Annotated in this window: 16 protein-coding genes; 3 read left to right on the top strand and 13 right to left on the bottom strand. The window is 64.7% G+C overall.

Annotated features, from left to right (window positions below; all coding sequences use genetic code 11):
- Positions 1-72: 72 nt before the first annotated feature.
- From ACZ1I5_RS06190 to panB, 3 genes are all read right to left on the bottom strand, one after another.
- Positions 73-1,398: an outer membrane protein assembly factor BamB family protein gene (locus tag ACZ1I5_RS06190; RefSeq protein WP_465172838.1), complete on the bottom strand. Its 1,326-nt coding sequence runs from the start codon at positions 1,396-1,398 to the stop codon at positions 73-75.
- The gene (locus ACZ1I5_RS06185) at positions 1,395-2,096 is read right to left on the bottom strand and encodes a tetratricopeptide repeat protein (protein WP_465172837.1); all 702 of its coding nucleotides are present in this window, start codon (positions 2,094-2,096) and stop codon (positions 1,395-1,397) included. The genes ACZ1I5_RS06190 and ACZ1I5_RS06185 overlap by 4 nt, the downstream gene beginning before the upstream one ends.
- 69 nt (positions 2,097-2,165) lie before the next feature.
- Complete coding sequence (gene panB / locus ACZ1I5_RS06180) at positions 2,166-3,026, bottom strand: 3-methyl-2-oxobutanoate hydroxymethyltransferase (RefSeq protein ID WP_465172836.1); 861 nt, start codon at positions 3,024-3,026, stop codon at positions 2,166-2,168.
- 136 nt (positions 3,027-3,162) lie between these two features.
- On the opposite strand from panB, the gene ACZ1I5_RS06175 reads away from it, so the two are divergent.
- Entirely contained in the window at positions 3,163-3,627 is a 465-nt protein-coding gene (locus ACZ1I5_RS06175; protein WP_465172835.1) for a hypothetical protein, read from the top strand.
- 3 nt (positions 3,628-3,630) lie between these two features.
- On the top strand, positions 3,631-3,843 hold the full coding sequence (locus ACZ1I5_RS06170; RefSeq protein WP_465172834.1) for a helix-turn-helix transcriptional regulator: 213 nt from the start codon (positions 3,631-3,633) through the stop codon (positions 3,841-3,843).
- 22 nt (positions 3,844-3,865) lie between these two features.
- Here the strand turns inward: ACZ1I5_RS06170 and ACZ1I5_RS06165 are convergent, their stop codons facing one another.
- From ACZ1I5_RS06165 to ACZ1I5_RS06145, 5 genes are all read right to left on the bottom strand, one after another.
- On the bottom strand, positions 3,866-4,306 hold the full coding sequence (locus ACZ1I5_RS06165) for a hypothetical protein (RefSeq protein WP_465172833.1): 441 nt from the start codon (positions 4,304-4,306) through the stop codon (positions 3,866-3,868).
- Between the two features lie 87 nt (positions 4,307-4,393).
- Positions 4,394-4,675, bottom strand: coding sequence for a DUF427 domain-containing protein (locus ACZ1I5_RS06160; protein ID WP_465172832.1), 282 nt, complete (start codon positions 4,673-4,675; stop codon positions 4,394-4,396).
- A 15-nt stretch (positions 4,676-4,690) separates the two neighbouring features.
- Positions 4,691-5,041, bottom strand: a complete 351-nt coding sequence (locus tag ACZ1I5_RS06155) for an arsenate reductase (RefSeq protein ID WP_465172831.1) — start codon at positions 5,039-5,041, stop codon at positions 4,691-4,693.
- Between the two features lie 42 nt (positions 5,042-5,083).
- Entirely contained in the window at positions 5,084-5,974 is an 891-nt protein-coding gene (locus tag ACZ1I5_RS06150) for a class I SAM-dependent methyltransferase (RefSeq protein ID WP_465172830.1), read from the bottom strand.
- A 105-nt stretch (positions 5,975-6,079) separates the two neighbouring features.
- Positions 6,080-6,508, bottom strand: a complete 429-nt coding sequence (locus tag ACZ1I5_RS06145) for a GNAT family acetyltransferase (protein ID WP_465172829.1) — start codon at positions 6,506-6,508, stop codon at positions 6,080-6,082.
- Between the two features lie 1,201 nt (positions 6,509-7,709).
- Between ACZ1I5_RS06145 and ACZ1I5_RS06140 the strand changes: the two genes are divergently transcribed.
- A complete protein-coding gene (locus ACZ1I5_RS06140; protein ID WP_465172828.1) occupies positions 7,710-8,933 on the top strand; it encodes an NAD(P)/FAD-dependent oxidoreductase in 1,224 nt (407 codons plus the stop codon).
- 189 nt (positions 8,934-9,122) lie between these two features.
- Here ACZ1I5_RS06140 and ACZ1I5_RS06135 read toward each other — a convergent pair whose 3' ends face one another.
- The 5 genes from ACZ1I5_RS06135 to ACZ1I5_RS06115 form a co-directional block, all read right to left on the bottom strand.
- Positions 9,123-9,551, bottom strand: a complete 429-nt coding sequence (locus ACZ1I5_RS06135; RefSeq protein WP_465172827.1) for a GFA family protein — start codon at positions 9,549-9,551, stop codon at positions 9,123-9,125.
- A 74-nt stretch (positions 9,552-9,625) separates the two neighbouring features.
- A complete protein-coding gene (locus tag ACZ1I5_RS06130) occupies positions 9,626-10,108 on the bottom strand; it encodes an SRPBCC family protein (RefSeq protein WP_465172826.1) in 483 nt (160 codons plus the stop codon).
- Positions 10,105-10,434 carry an ArsR/SmtB family transcription factor gene (locus ACZ1I5_RS06125; protein ID WP_465172825.1) on the bottom strand — a complete coding sequence of 110 codons (330 nt, stop codon included), beginning with the start codon at positions 10,432-10,434 and terminating at the stop codon, positions 10,105-10,107. Before ACZ1I5_RS06125 ends, ACZ1I5_RS06130 begins: the two co-directional genes overlap by 4 nt.
- Before the next feature lie 53 nt (positions 10,435-10,487).
- Positions 10,488-11,645: a serine hydrolase domain-containing protein gene (locus tag ACZ1I5_RS06120; protein ID WP_465172824.1), complete on the bottom strand. Its 1,158-nt coding sequence runs from the start codon at positions 11,643-11,645 to the stop codon at positions 10,488-10,490.
- Between the two features lie 65 nt (positions 11,646-11,710).
- Positions 11,711-13,000, bottom strand: a complete 1,290-nt coding sequence (locus tag ACZ1I5_RS06115; RefSeq protein ID WP_465172823.1) for a Xaa-Pro dipeptidase — start codon at positions 12,998-13,000, stop codon at positions 11,711-11,713.
- Positions 13,001-13,060 lie beyond the last annotated feature (60 nt).

Below are 13,060 nucleotides of genomic sequence, written 5' to 3'. Positions count from 1 at the left end.
GCGCGCCTTAGCGTGCCGCGCCGCATTCGTCACCCCGGAGTCGTACCGGGGTCACGAAGCGGTCGCCGTCGATCAGCGATACGCCGAGATCCGGCCCTTCTGATCGAGCACATAGAGCGTGGAATTCGCCACGATCGGCGGCAGGCTGTAGGATTTGCCGCCCTCGATTACCGCGCCGGGTTCGCCCGTGTCGGGCGAGGCCGACAGGATTTCGCCGCGCGAGTTGGTCAGGATCAGGCGGTTGCCGGCGAGAACCGGGCCATACCAGGTGACCGGATTCTTCTTTTTCTTCTCGCTGCCATAATGGCGGAGCTGCTGGATCCAGCGGACCTTGCCGGTCGCGCGGGCGAGGCAGACCAGCCGGGCATCGTCCGTGACGATGAACAGCCATTCACCCGCGACCCAGGGGGTCGAGATGCCGGCGAAATTCTGTTCCCAGATGCGCTGGCCCGAGACGATTTCCAGCGCGACCATGCGCCCACCCTGGCCGACGGCGAAGACGAGGCCGCGGTCGATGACCGGCGACGCGTCGATATCGGCAAGCGACGACACCGAGGTGGAGATGGTCGAACGCGACAGCGCGTCCTGCCACAGGGTGCGGCCATTCTCGTAGCGATAGGCGTTCAGTTCGCCGGAGGAGAAACCGGCAATGACCGTGCCCTGCCCCATCGCGGGCGCCGCGACGCCGAACACGCCCTGAGTCTCAAGCGAGCCGGACTGAGTCCAGACGACCTTGCCGTCGGTCTTGGTCAGCGCGAACAGCTGATTGTCCTGGCTCAGCACATAGAGATTGTCGTTGTCGATGGTCGGTGAGCCGCGCAGCGGGCCGCCCGGCTTGGCGCGCCACAGCTCGGCGCCGGTCGCGGCGTCGAGTGCCACCACGTCGCCGAGACCATCCGTCGCATAGACCTTGCCGTCATCGAAGCTGACACCGCCGCCGAAACGCGCGCTTTGGGTCTTCTTGTCGGTCTTGGCGATATTGGTGGTCCAGACCTTTGCGCCGGTATCCGCGGTGAAGGCATGGACATTGGCGTCCACGTCCATCGCATAAAGCCGGCCGCCGGCAACGACCGGTGGCGCGGCGAGCCGCTGGCGGTTGGAACCGCCATCGATCGAAGCGCTCCATGCACGCGACAGCGTGGCGCCGAGCGCAAGCTGCCCCATCGACTTGGAGGCATTGCCGCCTGGCTGCGCCCAGCTGTCATTGGCCTCTGGCGCGGGGAGAAGCACCTGCACGTCCGCCAGGCTCTTGTCGGAGGTGACTTCGCTCTCGGACATGAGGATCGGCACGCGATCACCCAGCACCGGAGTCTTCTTGCCGCCGCCCTTGAAAATGCCGCAGCCACTGAGCGCGAGGAGCGCGGCGCCGGCCAGCAGCACCCGGTTCTTGTACATCATTGCGCTTTCTTTTCCTCAACCGGGCCGACCGCGTCGACGCCCATGGTGCCCGCGAGCTGAACCGCGCGTTGACGGATCGTATCTGGCACCGTCTCGTCCCGGGCGATCTGCCCGAAGAGCGGTGCCGCGAGATCGGGCTTGTTCATTTGGAGATAGGCGGCACCGACGAGCTCGCCCGCGCTGCCGAACCAGGGATTACCCTTCACCGCAAGCGGCTTCAGCCGGTTGACGACGACATCGGGCTTCAACGTATCGAATTCAGCGGAGGTCTGGCGGATCAGCGCCAGGTCGCGCAGCGGCTGGCCGATCGAACTGTCGCCCGCGACCGCGGCGAACTTGGCGGCGGCACCCTTCAGGTCTTCCTTCTGCAGCAGCAGGTCGGCCTGGGTGAACAGCGCCATCGCGCGGTAGCCGGCGATCTTCGACCCGGCGAGCTCGACCAGGCCCTTCTCGGCGGTGCCGATCTTCTGCACGGCCAGATCGTCATAGACGGCCTGAAGCTTCTCGCCCTGCTCGCCCGCGACCTCGCCGCTGTGATGCTGCCAATAGAGGAAGCCGCCGAACGCCGCGAGGCCGGCGATGATCGCGACGATCAGCCAGCGGCCAAAGCGCGTCCACATGCTCGCGAGCTGATCGCGGCGAAGTTCCTCATCGACCTCACGCAGGAATGCTTCGTCGGTATTCGGCGTAACGGCCAAGGGATGCTCCATGTGGCGAAGGCTGGAAAGGCGCGGACCTTAGCGATGGCCGCGCACAAACGGAAGGGATCAATCCTTGGGGGCGTAGGTCTGCTCCGGACCCGGAAACGCGCGGGATCGGACGTCCGCCGCATAGGTTTCAACCGCGGCGGAAATACGGCCAGCCATGTCGTCGAACTTCTTCACGAAGCGTGCCGTGCGCTCGAACAGGCCGAGCATGTCCTCCGCCACGAGCACCTGCCCGTCGCATTCGGCCGAGGCGCCGATGCCGATGGTCGGGCAGGCGATTTTCCGGGTGATCTCGATCGCGATCGGCTCGACCACGCCCTCGATGACGATCGAGAAAGCGCCGGCATCGGCCACCGCGACGGCATCGGCAACGATCTTCGCCGCTTCCTCGGGCGTGCGGCCGCGCGCGCCATAGCCGCCGAGCACGTTGACCGCCTGCGGTGTGAGGCCGACATGACCCATCACCGGGATGCCGCGCTCGACGAGGAAGCGGACGGTCGGTGCCATCGCCTCGCCGCCTTCCATCTTCACACCGGCCGCGCCGGTCTGCTTGAGCAGCCAGGCCGCGCTCTCGAACGCCTTTTCGGGCGAGGCCTCATAGCTGCCGAACGGCATGTCGATGATCACGACCGCATGATAGCTGCCCCGCACCACCGCGGCGCCGTGCGCAGCCATCATCTCCAGCGTGACCGGCACCGTCGAGGGCAGGCCGTAGACGACCTGGCCGAGGCTGTCTCCGACCAGCAGCAGATCGCAATGCGGATCGAGCAGCTGCGCGGTGCGGACGGTATAGGCCGTCAGCATCACCAGCGGCGTGCCGCCCTTGGCCTTGCGCAGGGCCGGAATGGTGAGCCGCTTCATCGGCGCCGGCGTGGGATTCGCGCGGCTGGTCGAGGTGTCGATCGTGAAGGTCGTGGACATGGCCCCGCTGTTAGCGCCGCCGCCGATGGGACGCCAGCCACAGCGGGCATCCAGAATGCGGCAATGTTCCCATCACTTGACTCAATGTTAGATATATTTTACATTGAGTCGCATAAAGTTGACGTTGGAGGCCGTTATGGCGTTTCGGGAAAAGATGATGTGGGGGTCGGTCGCGGCGACGATCGTGATCTGGGGCTGGTATTTCCTGGGGTTCGTCCGGGCACTGGAGGGACCGAGTTTCGATGTCGGCGAGGAGGTGGGCCATTTCATCTTCGCGGTGGTCGCGCTGACCGTCGTGCAGATCGTGGCCGCGATCATACTCGCCATCCTGTCGCCAAAGGAAGCGAGCGCGCCGGCGGACGACCGCGAGCGGGAATTCGCGCTGCTCGCCTATCGCCCGGCCTTCGTCACGCTAAGCGCGCTGGTCGCGACACTCACCGTGGTCGCGCCGCTGACCATGGCGACCGCACCGGCCTGGCTGAACGGCAAGCCCGTCACGCTGGTGCCGATCGTGATCAGCAACGCGCTGCTCCTGGCGCTAGTCCTCGCCGAACTGGTGCGCGCCGGCACGCTATTGTTCCTGTATCGCCGGGGGAGCTGAGGCATGGCCAGCACCCCGATCGTGAACCAGATCCGCACGTTGCGCTTCATGGCCGGCGAGATGACTCAGGCCGATCTCGGCGCGCGGATCGGGATGACGCGGCAGACGATCGCCGCGATCGAAGCGGGCAAATATTCTCCGTCGCTCGAGGCGGCGTTCCGCATCGCGCGGGTGTTCGGCAAGCCGCTCGACGAGGTGTTCCAGTGGGAGGAGTGACGTCCTCCCACCGATATTGCCCTCAGGGGCGCAGATATTCCCGCTTCTTCGCGACGCCGGCGAACCAGATCGAGAAGATTCCGATGACGATGATCAGGATCGGGAAGGGCAGCACCGTCCCCGCGCCCTTCACCGCGATGATGTCCGTCGCGAGGAAGAGATAGCCGAACTGGATGACCGCCGCGACGAGCGAGACGATGAAGAGAATGCGCACCGCGCGCGAGCGCATCAGCAGGCCGATCGCGCCGAGCAGGCCGGTGAGCACCGCAAGCGCGAACACGACATTGTACCAGGCGGGCAGGCTTGCGTAGAGCTTGAGATCATAGTCAGTCGCGGGGCCCATCGCTTCAGCCCCGTGAATGAACTGCATATAGCAGGCATAGCAGCCGAGCGCGCTCCACAGCGCCAGCGCGCCGCCAACGACATAGTACCAAACAGGTGGCTGGTCGCCGTCCTCTGTCATGACCTTCTCCCCTCCAATGGTGAGAGGGAGAATCTGCGCCTTTCGAGGGAGAAAGGCAATGTTTAGCGCCGAATCGGACCTAGCTTTTCAGCGGATCTGGACGCCCTTCCAAAAGGCGAAGCGGCCCTTGATTTCAGCGGCGGCGGGCAACGGATCGGGATAGAACCAGACCGCGTCCGGATTGCGCTTTCCGTCCACCACGATCGACTTGTAATGCGCCTGTCCCTTCCATGGGCAGGTGGTGTGCGAAGGGCTGGCCTCGAGCAGATCGGCGTTGACGCTATCGGGCGGGAAATAGTGATTGCCCTCGACCACCACCGTGTCGTCGGATTCAGCGATGACGGCCCCGTTCCAGCATGCGGTCGGCATTGAGTGTCTCCCGGATTATCCAAGCCCTGCCGCATCATAGAGGTCCGGCTTGAAGCCGACCAGGAGCTTGCCACCGGTATCGAGCACGGGCCGCTTGATCATCGAAGGACTGGCCAGCATCAGCGCGATCGCCTTGTTCTCGCCGATATCGGCCTTGTCGGCATCGGGCAGCGCGCGGAAGGTCGTGCCGGCGCGGTTGAGCAGCACTTCCCACCCGACCTGCCCTGCCCAGCCGCGCAGCGTGGCCTCATCGATGCCGGCCTTTTTGTAATCATGGAAGTCATAGGCGATGCCGTGCGCGTCGAGCCAGGTCCAGGCCTTCTTCATCGTGTCACACGCACGGATGCCATAAATGGTTACAGTCATCTTGATCCTTCAGCTCTTGCGCCAATCAAGCGCCAATCGCACTCATCTACGCGCAATGATCGTATAGATGGGCCGAATACGATCTCCGTATTTGAAATTGCTCCACGACACCGAGCAATTCTTAAAACCCAGGATGCCCAGATATTCCTGCACAAGCAGGGGAGGCAACCGGAACCAGCCGTCGCTTATACCCTTTGGCTTCAGGCTGCGCGGCATAAACCGCGGATTTCTTTTGAAGTTGCTGGCGAACCTCCCAAAGGGAGAGAGATCGGCAACTATAATAGTCTCGCGGGTCAGGCTTGCAGCATTCTGCAACGCGAGAAACGGGTCTCTCAAATGGAGAAGTATGCTGCCGAAGACCGACACATCCACAGAGCCGATCGACGCGGGAATATCATAGACGACGCCATTTACCATCCGTGCCTTCGACTCAAAGGCTTCATGGCACAACCAATAGCCATTATTGATTTTACGAAGATGGTTCCGACGCTCGCTACGCGCCGCATCATTGTCATTTTCCGCAAATGGAACAATGTCCCAATCATAATTTTCGGAGAGATCGAACGACACGACCTCAGCACCCTGCTTCTCGATGTGAAAGCTCAGAATGCCCGAAGCGGCACCCACATCCAGGACACGCTTTCCCGAGAAATCAAAATGCCCAAGATAGTCGTCGATCGATCCACGCAGATCCCATTCACCGTTGATGGTGCCATAGCCCGGCACATCCATCGTATGATAAAAATAGCATTCATCCAGGGACTTTATCGATCGAGCATGGGCGTACGGGCCCGCGCCTGCCAGCCCCTCGCCGTGAGCGTTATCGTCAATCATCACACCCCCAAAGGACATCATCTTCATTCCGCCCGGCGGCCAAAGCGAGCACGCACCGCACTCGCCCCGCCCGCCCGTCATCCGAAAGCCGTCCGCCACCTATCCGCCAGAACCGGCATATGCCAGCGGCTCACGACCCTCATGCTCTCGAAAGACCTCAGGGATCGCTCCCGGTCCTCGACCGCGTGGAGCGACGCAACATGTTCAATCCTTCAGGAATTTGCCGAGCGTCACGACCTTTTGCCGTTCGAGCCCGAGCGCTTCGTAGAAACCGAGCGCGTCCTGATTGTCGTCGCGTACCATGAGCTGGATCTTGGGGGCGCCGCGGGCACGAAGCCAGGCCTCTGCGGCACCCATCAGAATGCGGCCGAGACCGTGGCGGCGATGGTCGGGCCCGACCGCGAGATAATAGACCCAGCCGCGATGTCCGTCGAAGCCGATCATCACCGAGCCGGAGAGAGGCCCCTGCCCCGTCACCAGCACGGTAGAGGTGGAACCGCCAAGCGCCTGAGTGAAATCGGCGTGAGGGTCGTTCCAGGGGCGGGTAAGACCACAGGCTTCCCATAAAGCGACGACGGCGGCGGCATCGTCGGGCATGGCCTCGCGCGGCGCGGTTTCGGGCAGATCGGGCATGGACGCGCTCTCGCCCAGCCGCGCGCGCTGCGCAAGATCGGTGGGGCAAGAACCCCGGTGCAACAATGAGAAACAAGCGATGCCCGTACACCGCCACGCCCTGTCTATGAGACTTTGCGCACCGTTTGAATCGAGGAAAACGACGCTCGCGGGCTGCAAAGTAATGGTGTTGGAGTCGGCGCCGGACCGGCAAGTCATCTCCGATTTATGCGACCCACCTGCGAAGGGGTCGGAATCGGACGGTACTTCGGCCCTGCGCGGCGCCGCAACTATAGGATAGAATCGGTGTTGGAGGACCAAGAAACACCCGACGAACATGCCGGCGCGATCATCCTGACGAATTCTCGCCGAATTCCGCGAGGGGTATCGGATTTTGTTGGAGCTGTAGTTGCGAGTACTCACGGTGCGAATCCTGTTCTTTCGTCTCGGTTTCCCGCGGATCGAGGGGTGAACCGTTTGAGTCGACCTCGGTGCGGAGAATCGCGCTGCCTTGAGTCGCTGCCCCTTTTGCCGGGTTCGCCGCGCGCGGGTTTCCGGGATGCCTTTGGCCTTGGTGTCGTATCTCTAAGCCATTCCGCGTTGGATTGAATCGGGGGCCGGACGTTGGAAATGTCAGCAGGGTCGCTGACATTTTCGGGTTGCGGTCATAGTATAAATATTATGTTATTATAGATAGTTAGACTCATGCAGAGTGCCGACCCGCGCGACGCCCGGCACGCTATGCGTGTTCGCCGGTTCCCTGATCTGCTGGCCGCGCCGCTGCTGCGGGAAAAGAAGAACGGATCACGCGAAGGCGCGAAGACGCGAAGCGTATGTCGGGGCGGATCGACATTCTGGAACGCGCCGCTGGAGGCGCGCCTATTTGTTCGCGCGGAGGCGCGGAGGCGCAGAGATCGTCTGACTGGGGCGCACGGGCGGGTAGTGACCACCAGCCTGTCCACGATATCTCCGCGCCTCTCTGCGCGAATCCTCCTTACTGTGCCCCTGCCGATGTGGGCGACGGCCCGCCCAAGTCTACTTCTCTCTTTGCGCCTTCGCGCCTTCGCGTCTTCGCGTCTTCGCGTGAATCCACCTTCGCGGTGTCGGATCGCGACGGCGCCCAGACGCGGAGCCAATCCACCGCTGGATGGTTCAGCAGGTGGCGGGACATCCCGACAGCCTAATTCCCGCCGCCAACCAGCGGTGCGATCTTCGGAGAAACATGGTGGACCTGACCGAGCGACGGGATCTTCGCGGCGGCCGCGCGTGCTGGGCGGCGGACGCCGGCAACACGCTGATTTCCGATGAGCTTCCCTCGGGCGAGATCGATATCGCAATCGTCGGCGCGGGCGTGATGGGGGCGATGCTGGCGGAACGGCTGTCCGGCGAGGGCCGGCGTGTGCTGCTGCTCGATCGCCGCCCGCCAGCGCATGGCAGCACGGCCGCCTCCACCGCGCTGGTGATGTGGGCCGCCGATGTGCCGCTGATCCGGCTGGCCGGGACCATCGGTGCGGCGGAAGCAGCGCGGCGCTGGCGGCGGGTGTTCGCGGCGGTGGAGCGGCTGGCAGCGCATATCGATGATGCGGGGATCGAGTGCGGGCGGATCGACCGGCCGGAGCTGTATCTGGCGGGGACCTTGCTCGACGAAGAAGCACTGAAGGCCGAGGGTGTGGCGCGGCGCGAAGCGGGCTTGCCGTCCGAGTATCTGGACGCAGCGGCGGTGGCGGCCCGGTTCGATATCGCGCCGCGGGCGGCGCTGATTTCGGCGGGGAGCTATGAGGTCGATCCGGTTCGGCTGACGCTCGGGTTGCTCGCGCGAGCCCGGACGCAAGGCGCTATGGCCTGTTTTCCGTTCGACGTGACGCGCATCGAGCAGGCAGGCAACGGATCCGTGTTGCATGAAGCGGACGGGCGGCGGATCGAAGCGCGGCAGGTTATCCTGGCGCCGGGCTATGAACGTGCGAGCTGGTTCCTGCCCGCTGCCTTCACGGTCGGGTCGAGCTACGCCATCGCGACCCCGCCGGGGCATGCACCGCTATGGCGGGAGAATGCGATGATCTGGGAAGCGTCCTCGCCCTATCTCTACACGCGGGCAACGGCCGATGGGCGGGTGATCGCCGGCGGCGAGGACGAGGATTTCGACGATGCGCGCCAACGCGATGCTCTGATCGAGGCCAAGGGCGGTACGATCCGCGCGAAACTGGCGGCGATGATCGCGGTCGAGGACGTAACGGTGGATTGCGTGTGGTCGGCAGCGTTCGGGTCGTCGCCGGACGGGCTGCCGGCGATCGGCGCCGCGCGCAACCATGACGGCCTGTGGCTGGCGAGCGGGTTCGGCGGAAACGGGGTGAGCTTTGCCGCGCTGGGGGCGGAGCTGATCGCGGCGGCGCTTGGCGGGACGGCCGATGCGGATGCCGGGTGTTTTGATCCCTATCGGTTTGGGTAATCGGCAAGATGCACCGCGGTTCGCTGTTTCGCATGTAGCCTTCCCCGGCGGAGGCCGGGGTCCAGTTGGGAATGGAAGAGAACGGGCGAAGCGCCCATTTTAACGGTCCCCCAACTGGACCCCGGCCTCCGCCGGGGAAGAACCATGGTGGGGCCGCCATCTAACCAAGCAATCCCTTCCGAAGGGCTTTCAGCGCTCGCCCGGCTTCGGCGGCATCCCGGCAAACGCCACAAGCGCCGGATCGAGCAGGTCCCAGGCAAGAGCGCGCGCTGCATAGGTCACGGCCTGGGGTTGGAAGCGGCCCGGATCGTCCAGGCCGGTGGCATGGATAGTGAACAGATCGGGCATGGCGCTGAAGGTCAGATACACCGGCGATCCGCAGGTAGCGCAGAAACCGTGCGTCTTCGCATTGCCGCTGTCGGCGACGATGCCCCAATGCGTGGCATCGCCCTTCAAGGCCACGTCAGCGCGCTGCGGGAAGGTGAGATAGGAACCGTGGCCGGTGCCGCTCTTGTGCTGGCAATCCCGGCATTGGCAATGGTTCTGGAAGATCGGTTCGGCGGCGATCTCGTAACGGATGGCGCCGCACGCGCATCCCCCGGTATAGGGCTCGCTCATTTTCTCTCTCTCTCTCTCTCTCTCTCTCTCTCTCTCTCTCGTTCTGCAGAGGGTTGGGGGCGTGATCGCGCCTTTTACGAGTCGAGCTCACCGGCGACCTGAACCATGTTGGGCACGACCTTCTTCCAGCCCTGGCTCATCTTGGAGAAGGCGCTTTCGTTCGTCGGCAGCACGAAGCCCGAATGGACCATGCGGACGCGGGTGCCGCCTTCGGCTGGCGAGAGCGTCCAGGTGACGACCGTGTCGAGCGGCGAACCATAGCCCGTGTTACCTTCGTGCCCGCCCTTCCAGGCGAAGGCGAGGCGCCGGTTCTCCACTACCTCCAGCACCTGACAGCGGATCACGCCGTCCCATTCGCCGGCGGGCGTGGTCTGGAAGGTGAAGCTGGTGCCCTCCACAGGCTGAAACCCGGTCGGCGCCATCAGCCAGCGTCCCATGACCGGGCCGTCGGTCAGCGTCTTCCAGATCGTTTCGGGGGCATGAGGAAACACCTCGTCGACGACGATGTCGCAGGTTTCGGCTGTCGATTCCGGGTTCGTCTGGGCAAGCTGGTTCATGGATCGATTTCCTTGAGCAGGGAGCGGAGGTCGGCGAAGCGGTCGCGCCAGAAGACGCCGTAATGGTCCATCCAGTCGACCAACGGCGCGAGGCCATCGGGTGTGGCGCGGTAATGGACGTTGCGCCCCTCGGGCCGCTCGGCGACGAGACCCGCCTGTTTGAGCGACTTGAGGTGCTGGGAAATGGCGCCCTGGGTGACGCCGCTTCCCCTGGTCAGTTCGGCAACGGTGATCTCTTTGGCGTTGACGACGCGCTCGAAGATGCCGCGCCTTGTGGGGTCGGCAAGGGTACGCATGACGGTGGTGATGGCGGCGGCTTCGAGCATGGGAAAATCATTAGCTTGCACTAATTGATTAGTCAATGCTAATGCATTAGCGCTCAGGGCGCTGGTGTCACCGGGGCGGTTCTCAGCGCCTTGAGCACGCCGTTCGTCACGGCGGCGGCAGGGCCGTCTCCGGTCAGCGCGACAGCGACGATCGTCTTGTCCGCGGGCGACCAGGCGAGCATCGCGCTGACGCCCGGAGCGCCGCCGGCATGGCCGAGCCACATGTCGGCACGGCCGCCATCGGTAACGTCGAGCACCATGACGCCGAGGCCGTACCAGGTGCCGGGATCGAACATCGGATAAAGCTCGCCGAACATCTGCTGCACCGTATCGGCGCGAAGCAGCCTGCCTTGCAGCAGCGCGCTCCAGAAGCGGACCATGTCGGCCGGGTCGCCGGCGATCGGACCACCCGCGCCAGCGCTTGAGGGATCGATCGGATCGCCGCTTGACAGCATCGGCGGGGCGACGTTCGGCGCAGGCTGGCCGGGGCGCAGGGCGATGATCGAGGCGAGACCGAGCGGCTTCACGATGCGTGCATCGATCGCATCAGGCAGTGGGCGGTGATCGACCGCTTCGACGATAACCGCGAGCAGATCATAGCCGCTGTTGGAATAGCGCCAGTTGGCGCCCGGGCAGAACATCGCGCCGTGGCGGCGGAGGATCGTCAGCATTTCTTCCGGCGGCAGATAATGCGGTCTGGCGTGGACGCGCAGATCCTCATTGGCGCTGAACAGGCCGCCGGTGTGAGCGAGCAGGTCGCGCACGGTGACGACATCACCGTTCGGCACGCCCTTGATCCAGCGCGAGGCGGGATCGTCGAGCGAGAGCTTGCCCTCCTCGACAAGCTGGAGGACGACCACCGCGACAAAGGCCTTGCCGGTACTGGCCCACCAGAGTCGCTTTCCGGCGGGCGCCTCGATGCGGGTCCAGAGCCCCTCCCCTGTGCGCCCGACCGCGATGCCGAGCGCCTGGGCCCTGGCGGCGGTGCGCATGGTATCGAACAGGCGGTCGAGTTGCGCGGTGGTGGCGGGCGCGAGCGGGGTTTCGGGAACGGTGCCTTCGAATGCGGGCGTGACAGCCGCGTGAAGAGGGCGGCCCTGCCAGACCTGGTGCGCGGCGCAGGTGACGGGCTCGTAATCCTTGGCGAGCGCGGGGCTCGCTATGATCGCCGCGGCCAGGACGCCCGCACCCCACCACATCAAACGCGCCATCAATCCGCCCCGTGATTCGACCCGGACGCGGGGTATCGGGCCGCTTCTGAACGGCGCCGAAACGGTTAGCGGACCAGTCTGCCGCCCTTCATGACGTGATCGACCTTTTCGAGCGCGCCGATATCGGCGAGCGGATCGGCTGCCACCGCGATCAGATCGGCATAATGGCCGGGCGAGACCGCGCCGACATCGGCCGACTTGCCCATCAGCGCGGCGGCGCTGGTCGTCGCGGACTGGATCGCCTGCATCGGGGTCATGCCGAAGCGGACCATGTAGCGGAATTGCCGTGCGTTCAGGCCGTGCGGATAGACGCCGGCGTCCGTGCCATAGGCGATCTTCACACCGGCGCGGACTGCCTTGCGGAAACCCTCGCGCTGGGCGTCGGTGGTCTCGGTGTTCTTGCGCAAGATCTCGGCGGGCCAGCCGTCGCGCTTGCCGACCTGATCGATAAAGTCGCCATTATAGATGTCCATCACCAGCCAGACGCCCTTCGCCTTGGCCAGCGCGATGCCTTCGTCGTCGATCAGCGAGGCATGTTCGATCGAGCGGACACCGGCGCGGATCGCCAGCTTGATGCCCTCGGCGCCGTGCGCGTGCGCGGTGGCGTAGCTATGGTTGCGGGCGGCCTCGGCGACGGCGGCGCGCATTTCCTCCTCGGTCAGTTCGGGCGCACCGGGCTCGGTACCGGCGGCGAGCACCGCGCCGGTCGCGATCAGCTTCAGGAAATCGGCTCCACCCTGGAACAGGCGGCGGGCCTTGACCGTCATGTCGGCAGGACCGGTGACCACGCCCATGCGCATGATCGCGGGAACCTCGACATCCGGCGCCATGCCGGTGACTTCGCCGCCGCCGCCCGGCACGGTGAGATAGGCGCCGGCCACACTCATGCGCGGGCCGTCCACCAGCCCGGTATCGATCGCGTTGCGCAGCGACACGTCGCCGAACGCGCGGAAAGTGCCGACGTCACGGACGCTGGTGAAGCCGGCGCCGAGCGTGTCGCGCGCATGTTTCGCGCCGAGCAGCGCGATGTCGGCGCCCGAATGGAGCAGCGGCTCGGCGACATTGGCCGATTGTTCGGTGTCGACGAGATGCGTGTGCATGTCGATCAGGCCGGGGAGAACGGTGAACGCGCTCCAGTCAGTCAATGGCGTGCCCGGCGGCGGCGGCGCCCAGGGCGTCACGGCGGTGACGCGGCCATCGTCGATGCGGATCAGCCGGTCAGTGAGGACCACGCTCTTTTCGGTGTCGACCAGTTTTCCGGCGCGAACGTAGAGGGTTTCCGCCAATAGGGGTGACGATGCCGTTATCAGGGCCGCCATCCCTAGGATGCGCGCGATCAGCCTGTACGCCATCATTCCCTCCCGCTCGTCGCCGGCAATTGTCTCTAGTTGTTGGACGCTCGTCAAACAGGAAAT

The sequence above is a fragment of the Sphingomonas sp. BL-S-30 genome (assembly GCF_055521475.1).
This window is presented reverse-complemented; position numbering and strand designations above follow the sequence as displayed.

Coding starts and splice junctions, on each gene's coding strand:
- ACZ1I5_RS06135 (WP_465172827.1), bottom strand. CDS start 9,551: ATGAGCGAGCCCTATACCGGGGGATGCGCGTGCGGCGCCATCCGTTAC.
- ACZ1I5_RS06140 (WP_465172828.1), top strand. CDS start 7,710: ATGGTGGACCTGACCGAGCGACGGGATCTTCGCGGCGGCCGCGCGTGC.
- ACZ1I5_RS06160 (WP_465172832.1), bottom strand. CDS start 4,675: ATGCCGACCGCATGCTGGAACGGGGCCGTCATCGCTGAATCCGACGAC.
- panB (WP_465172836.1), bottom strand. CDS start 3,026: ATGTCCACGACCTTCACGATCGACACCTCGACCAGCCGCGCGAATCCC.
- ACZ1I5_RS06145 (WP_465172829.1), bottom strand. CDS start 6,508: ATGCCCGATCTGCCCGAAACCGCGCCGCGCGAGGCCATGCCCGACGAT.
- ACZ1I5_RS06115 (WP_465172823.1), bottom strand. CDS start 13,000: ATGATGGCGTACAGGCTGATCGCGCGCATCCTAGGGATGGCGGCCCTG.
- ACZ1I5_RS06190 (WP_465172838.1), bottom strand. CDS start 1,398: ATGATGTACAAGAACCGGGTGCTGCTGGCCGGCGCCGCGCTCCTCGCG.
- ACZ1I5_RS06170 (WP_465172834.1), top strand. CDS start 3,631: ATGGCCAGCACCCCGATCGTGAACCAGATCCGCACGTTGCGCTTCATG.
- ACZ1I5_RS06130 (WP_465172826.1), bottom strand. CDS start 10,108: ATGAACCAGCTTGCCCAGACGAACCCGGAATCGACAGCCGAAACCTGC.
- ACZ1I5_RS06120 (WP_465172824.1), bottom strand. CDS start 11,645: ATGGCGCGTTTGATGTGGTGGGGTGCGGGCGTCCTGGCCGCGGCGATC.
- ACZ1I5_RS06155 (WP_465172831.1), bottom strand. CDS start 5,041: ATGACTGTAACCATTTATGGCATCCGTGCGTGTGACACGATGAAGAAG.
- ACZ1I5_RS06165 (WP_465172833.1), bottom strand. CDS start 4,306: ATGACAGAGGACGGCGACCAGCCACCTGTTTGGTACTATGTCGTTGGC.
- ACZ1I5_RS06175 (WP_465172835.1), top strand. CDS start 3,163: ATGGCGTTTCGGGAAAAGATGATGTGGGGGTCGGTCGCGGCGACGATC.
- ACZ1I5_RS06125 (WP_465172825.1), bottom strand. CDS start 10,434: ATGCTCGAAGCCGCCGCCATCACCACCGTCATGCGTACCCTTGCCGAC.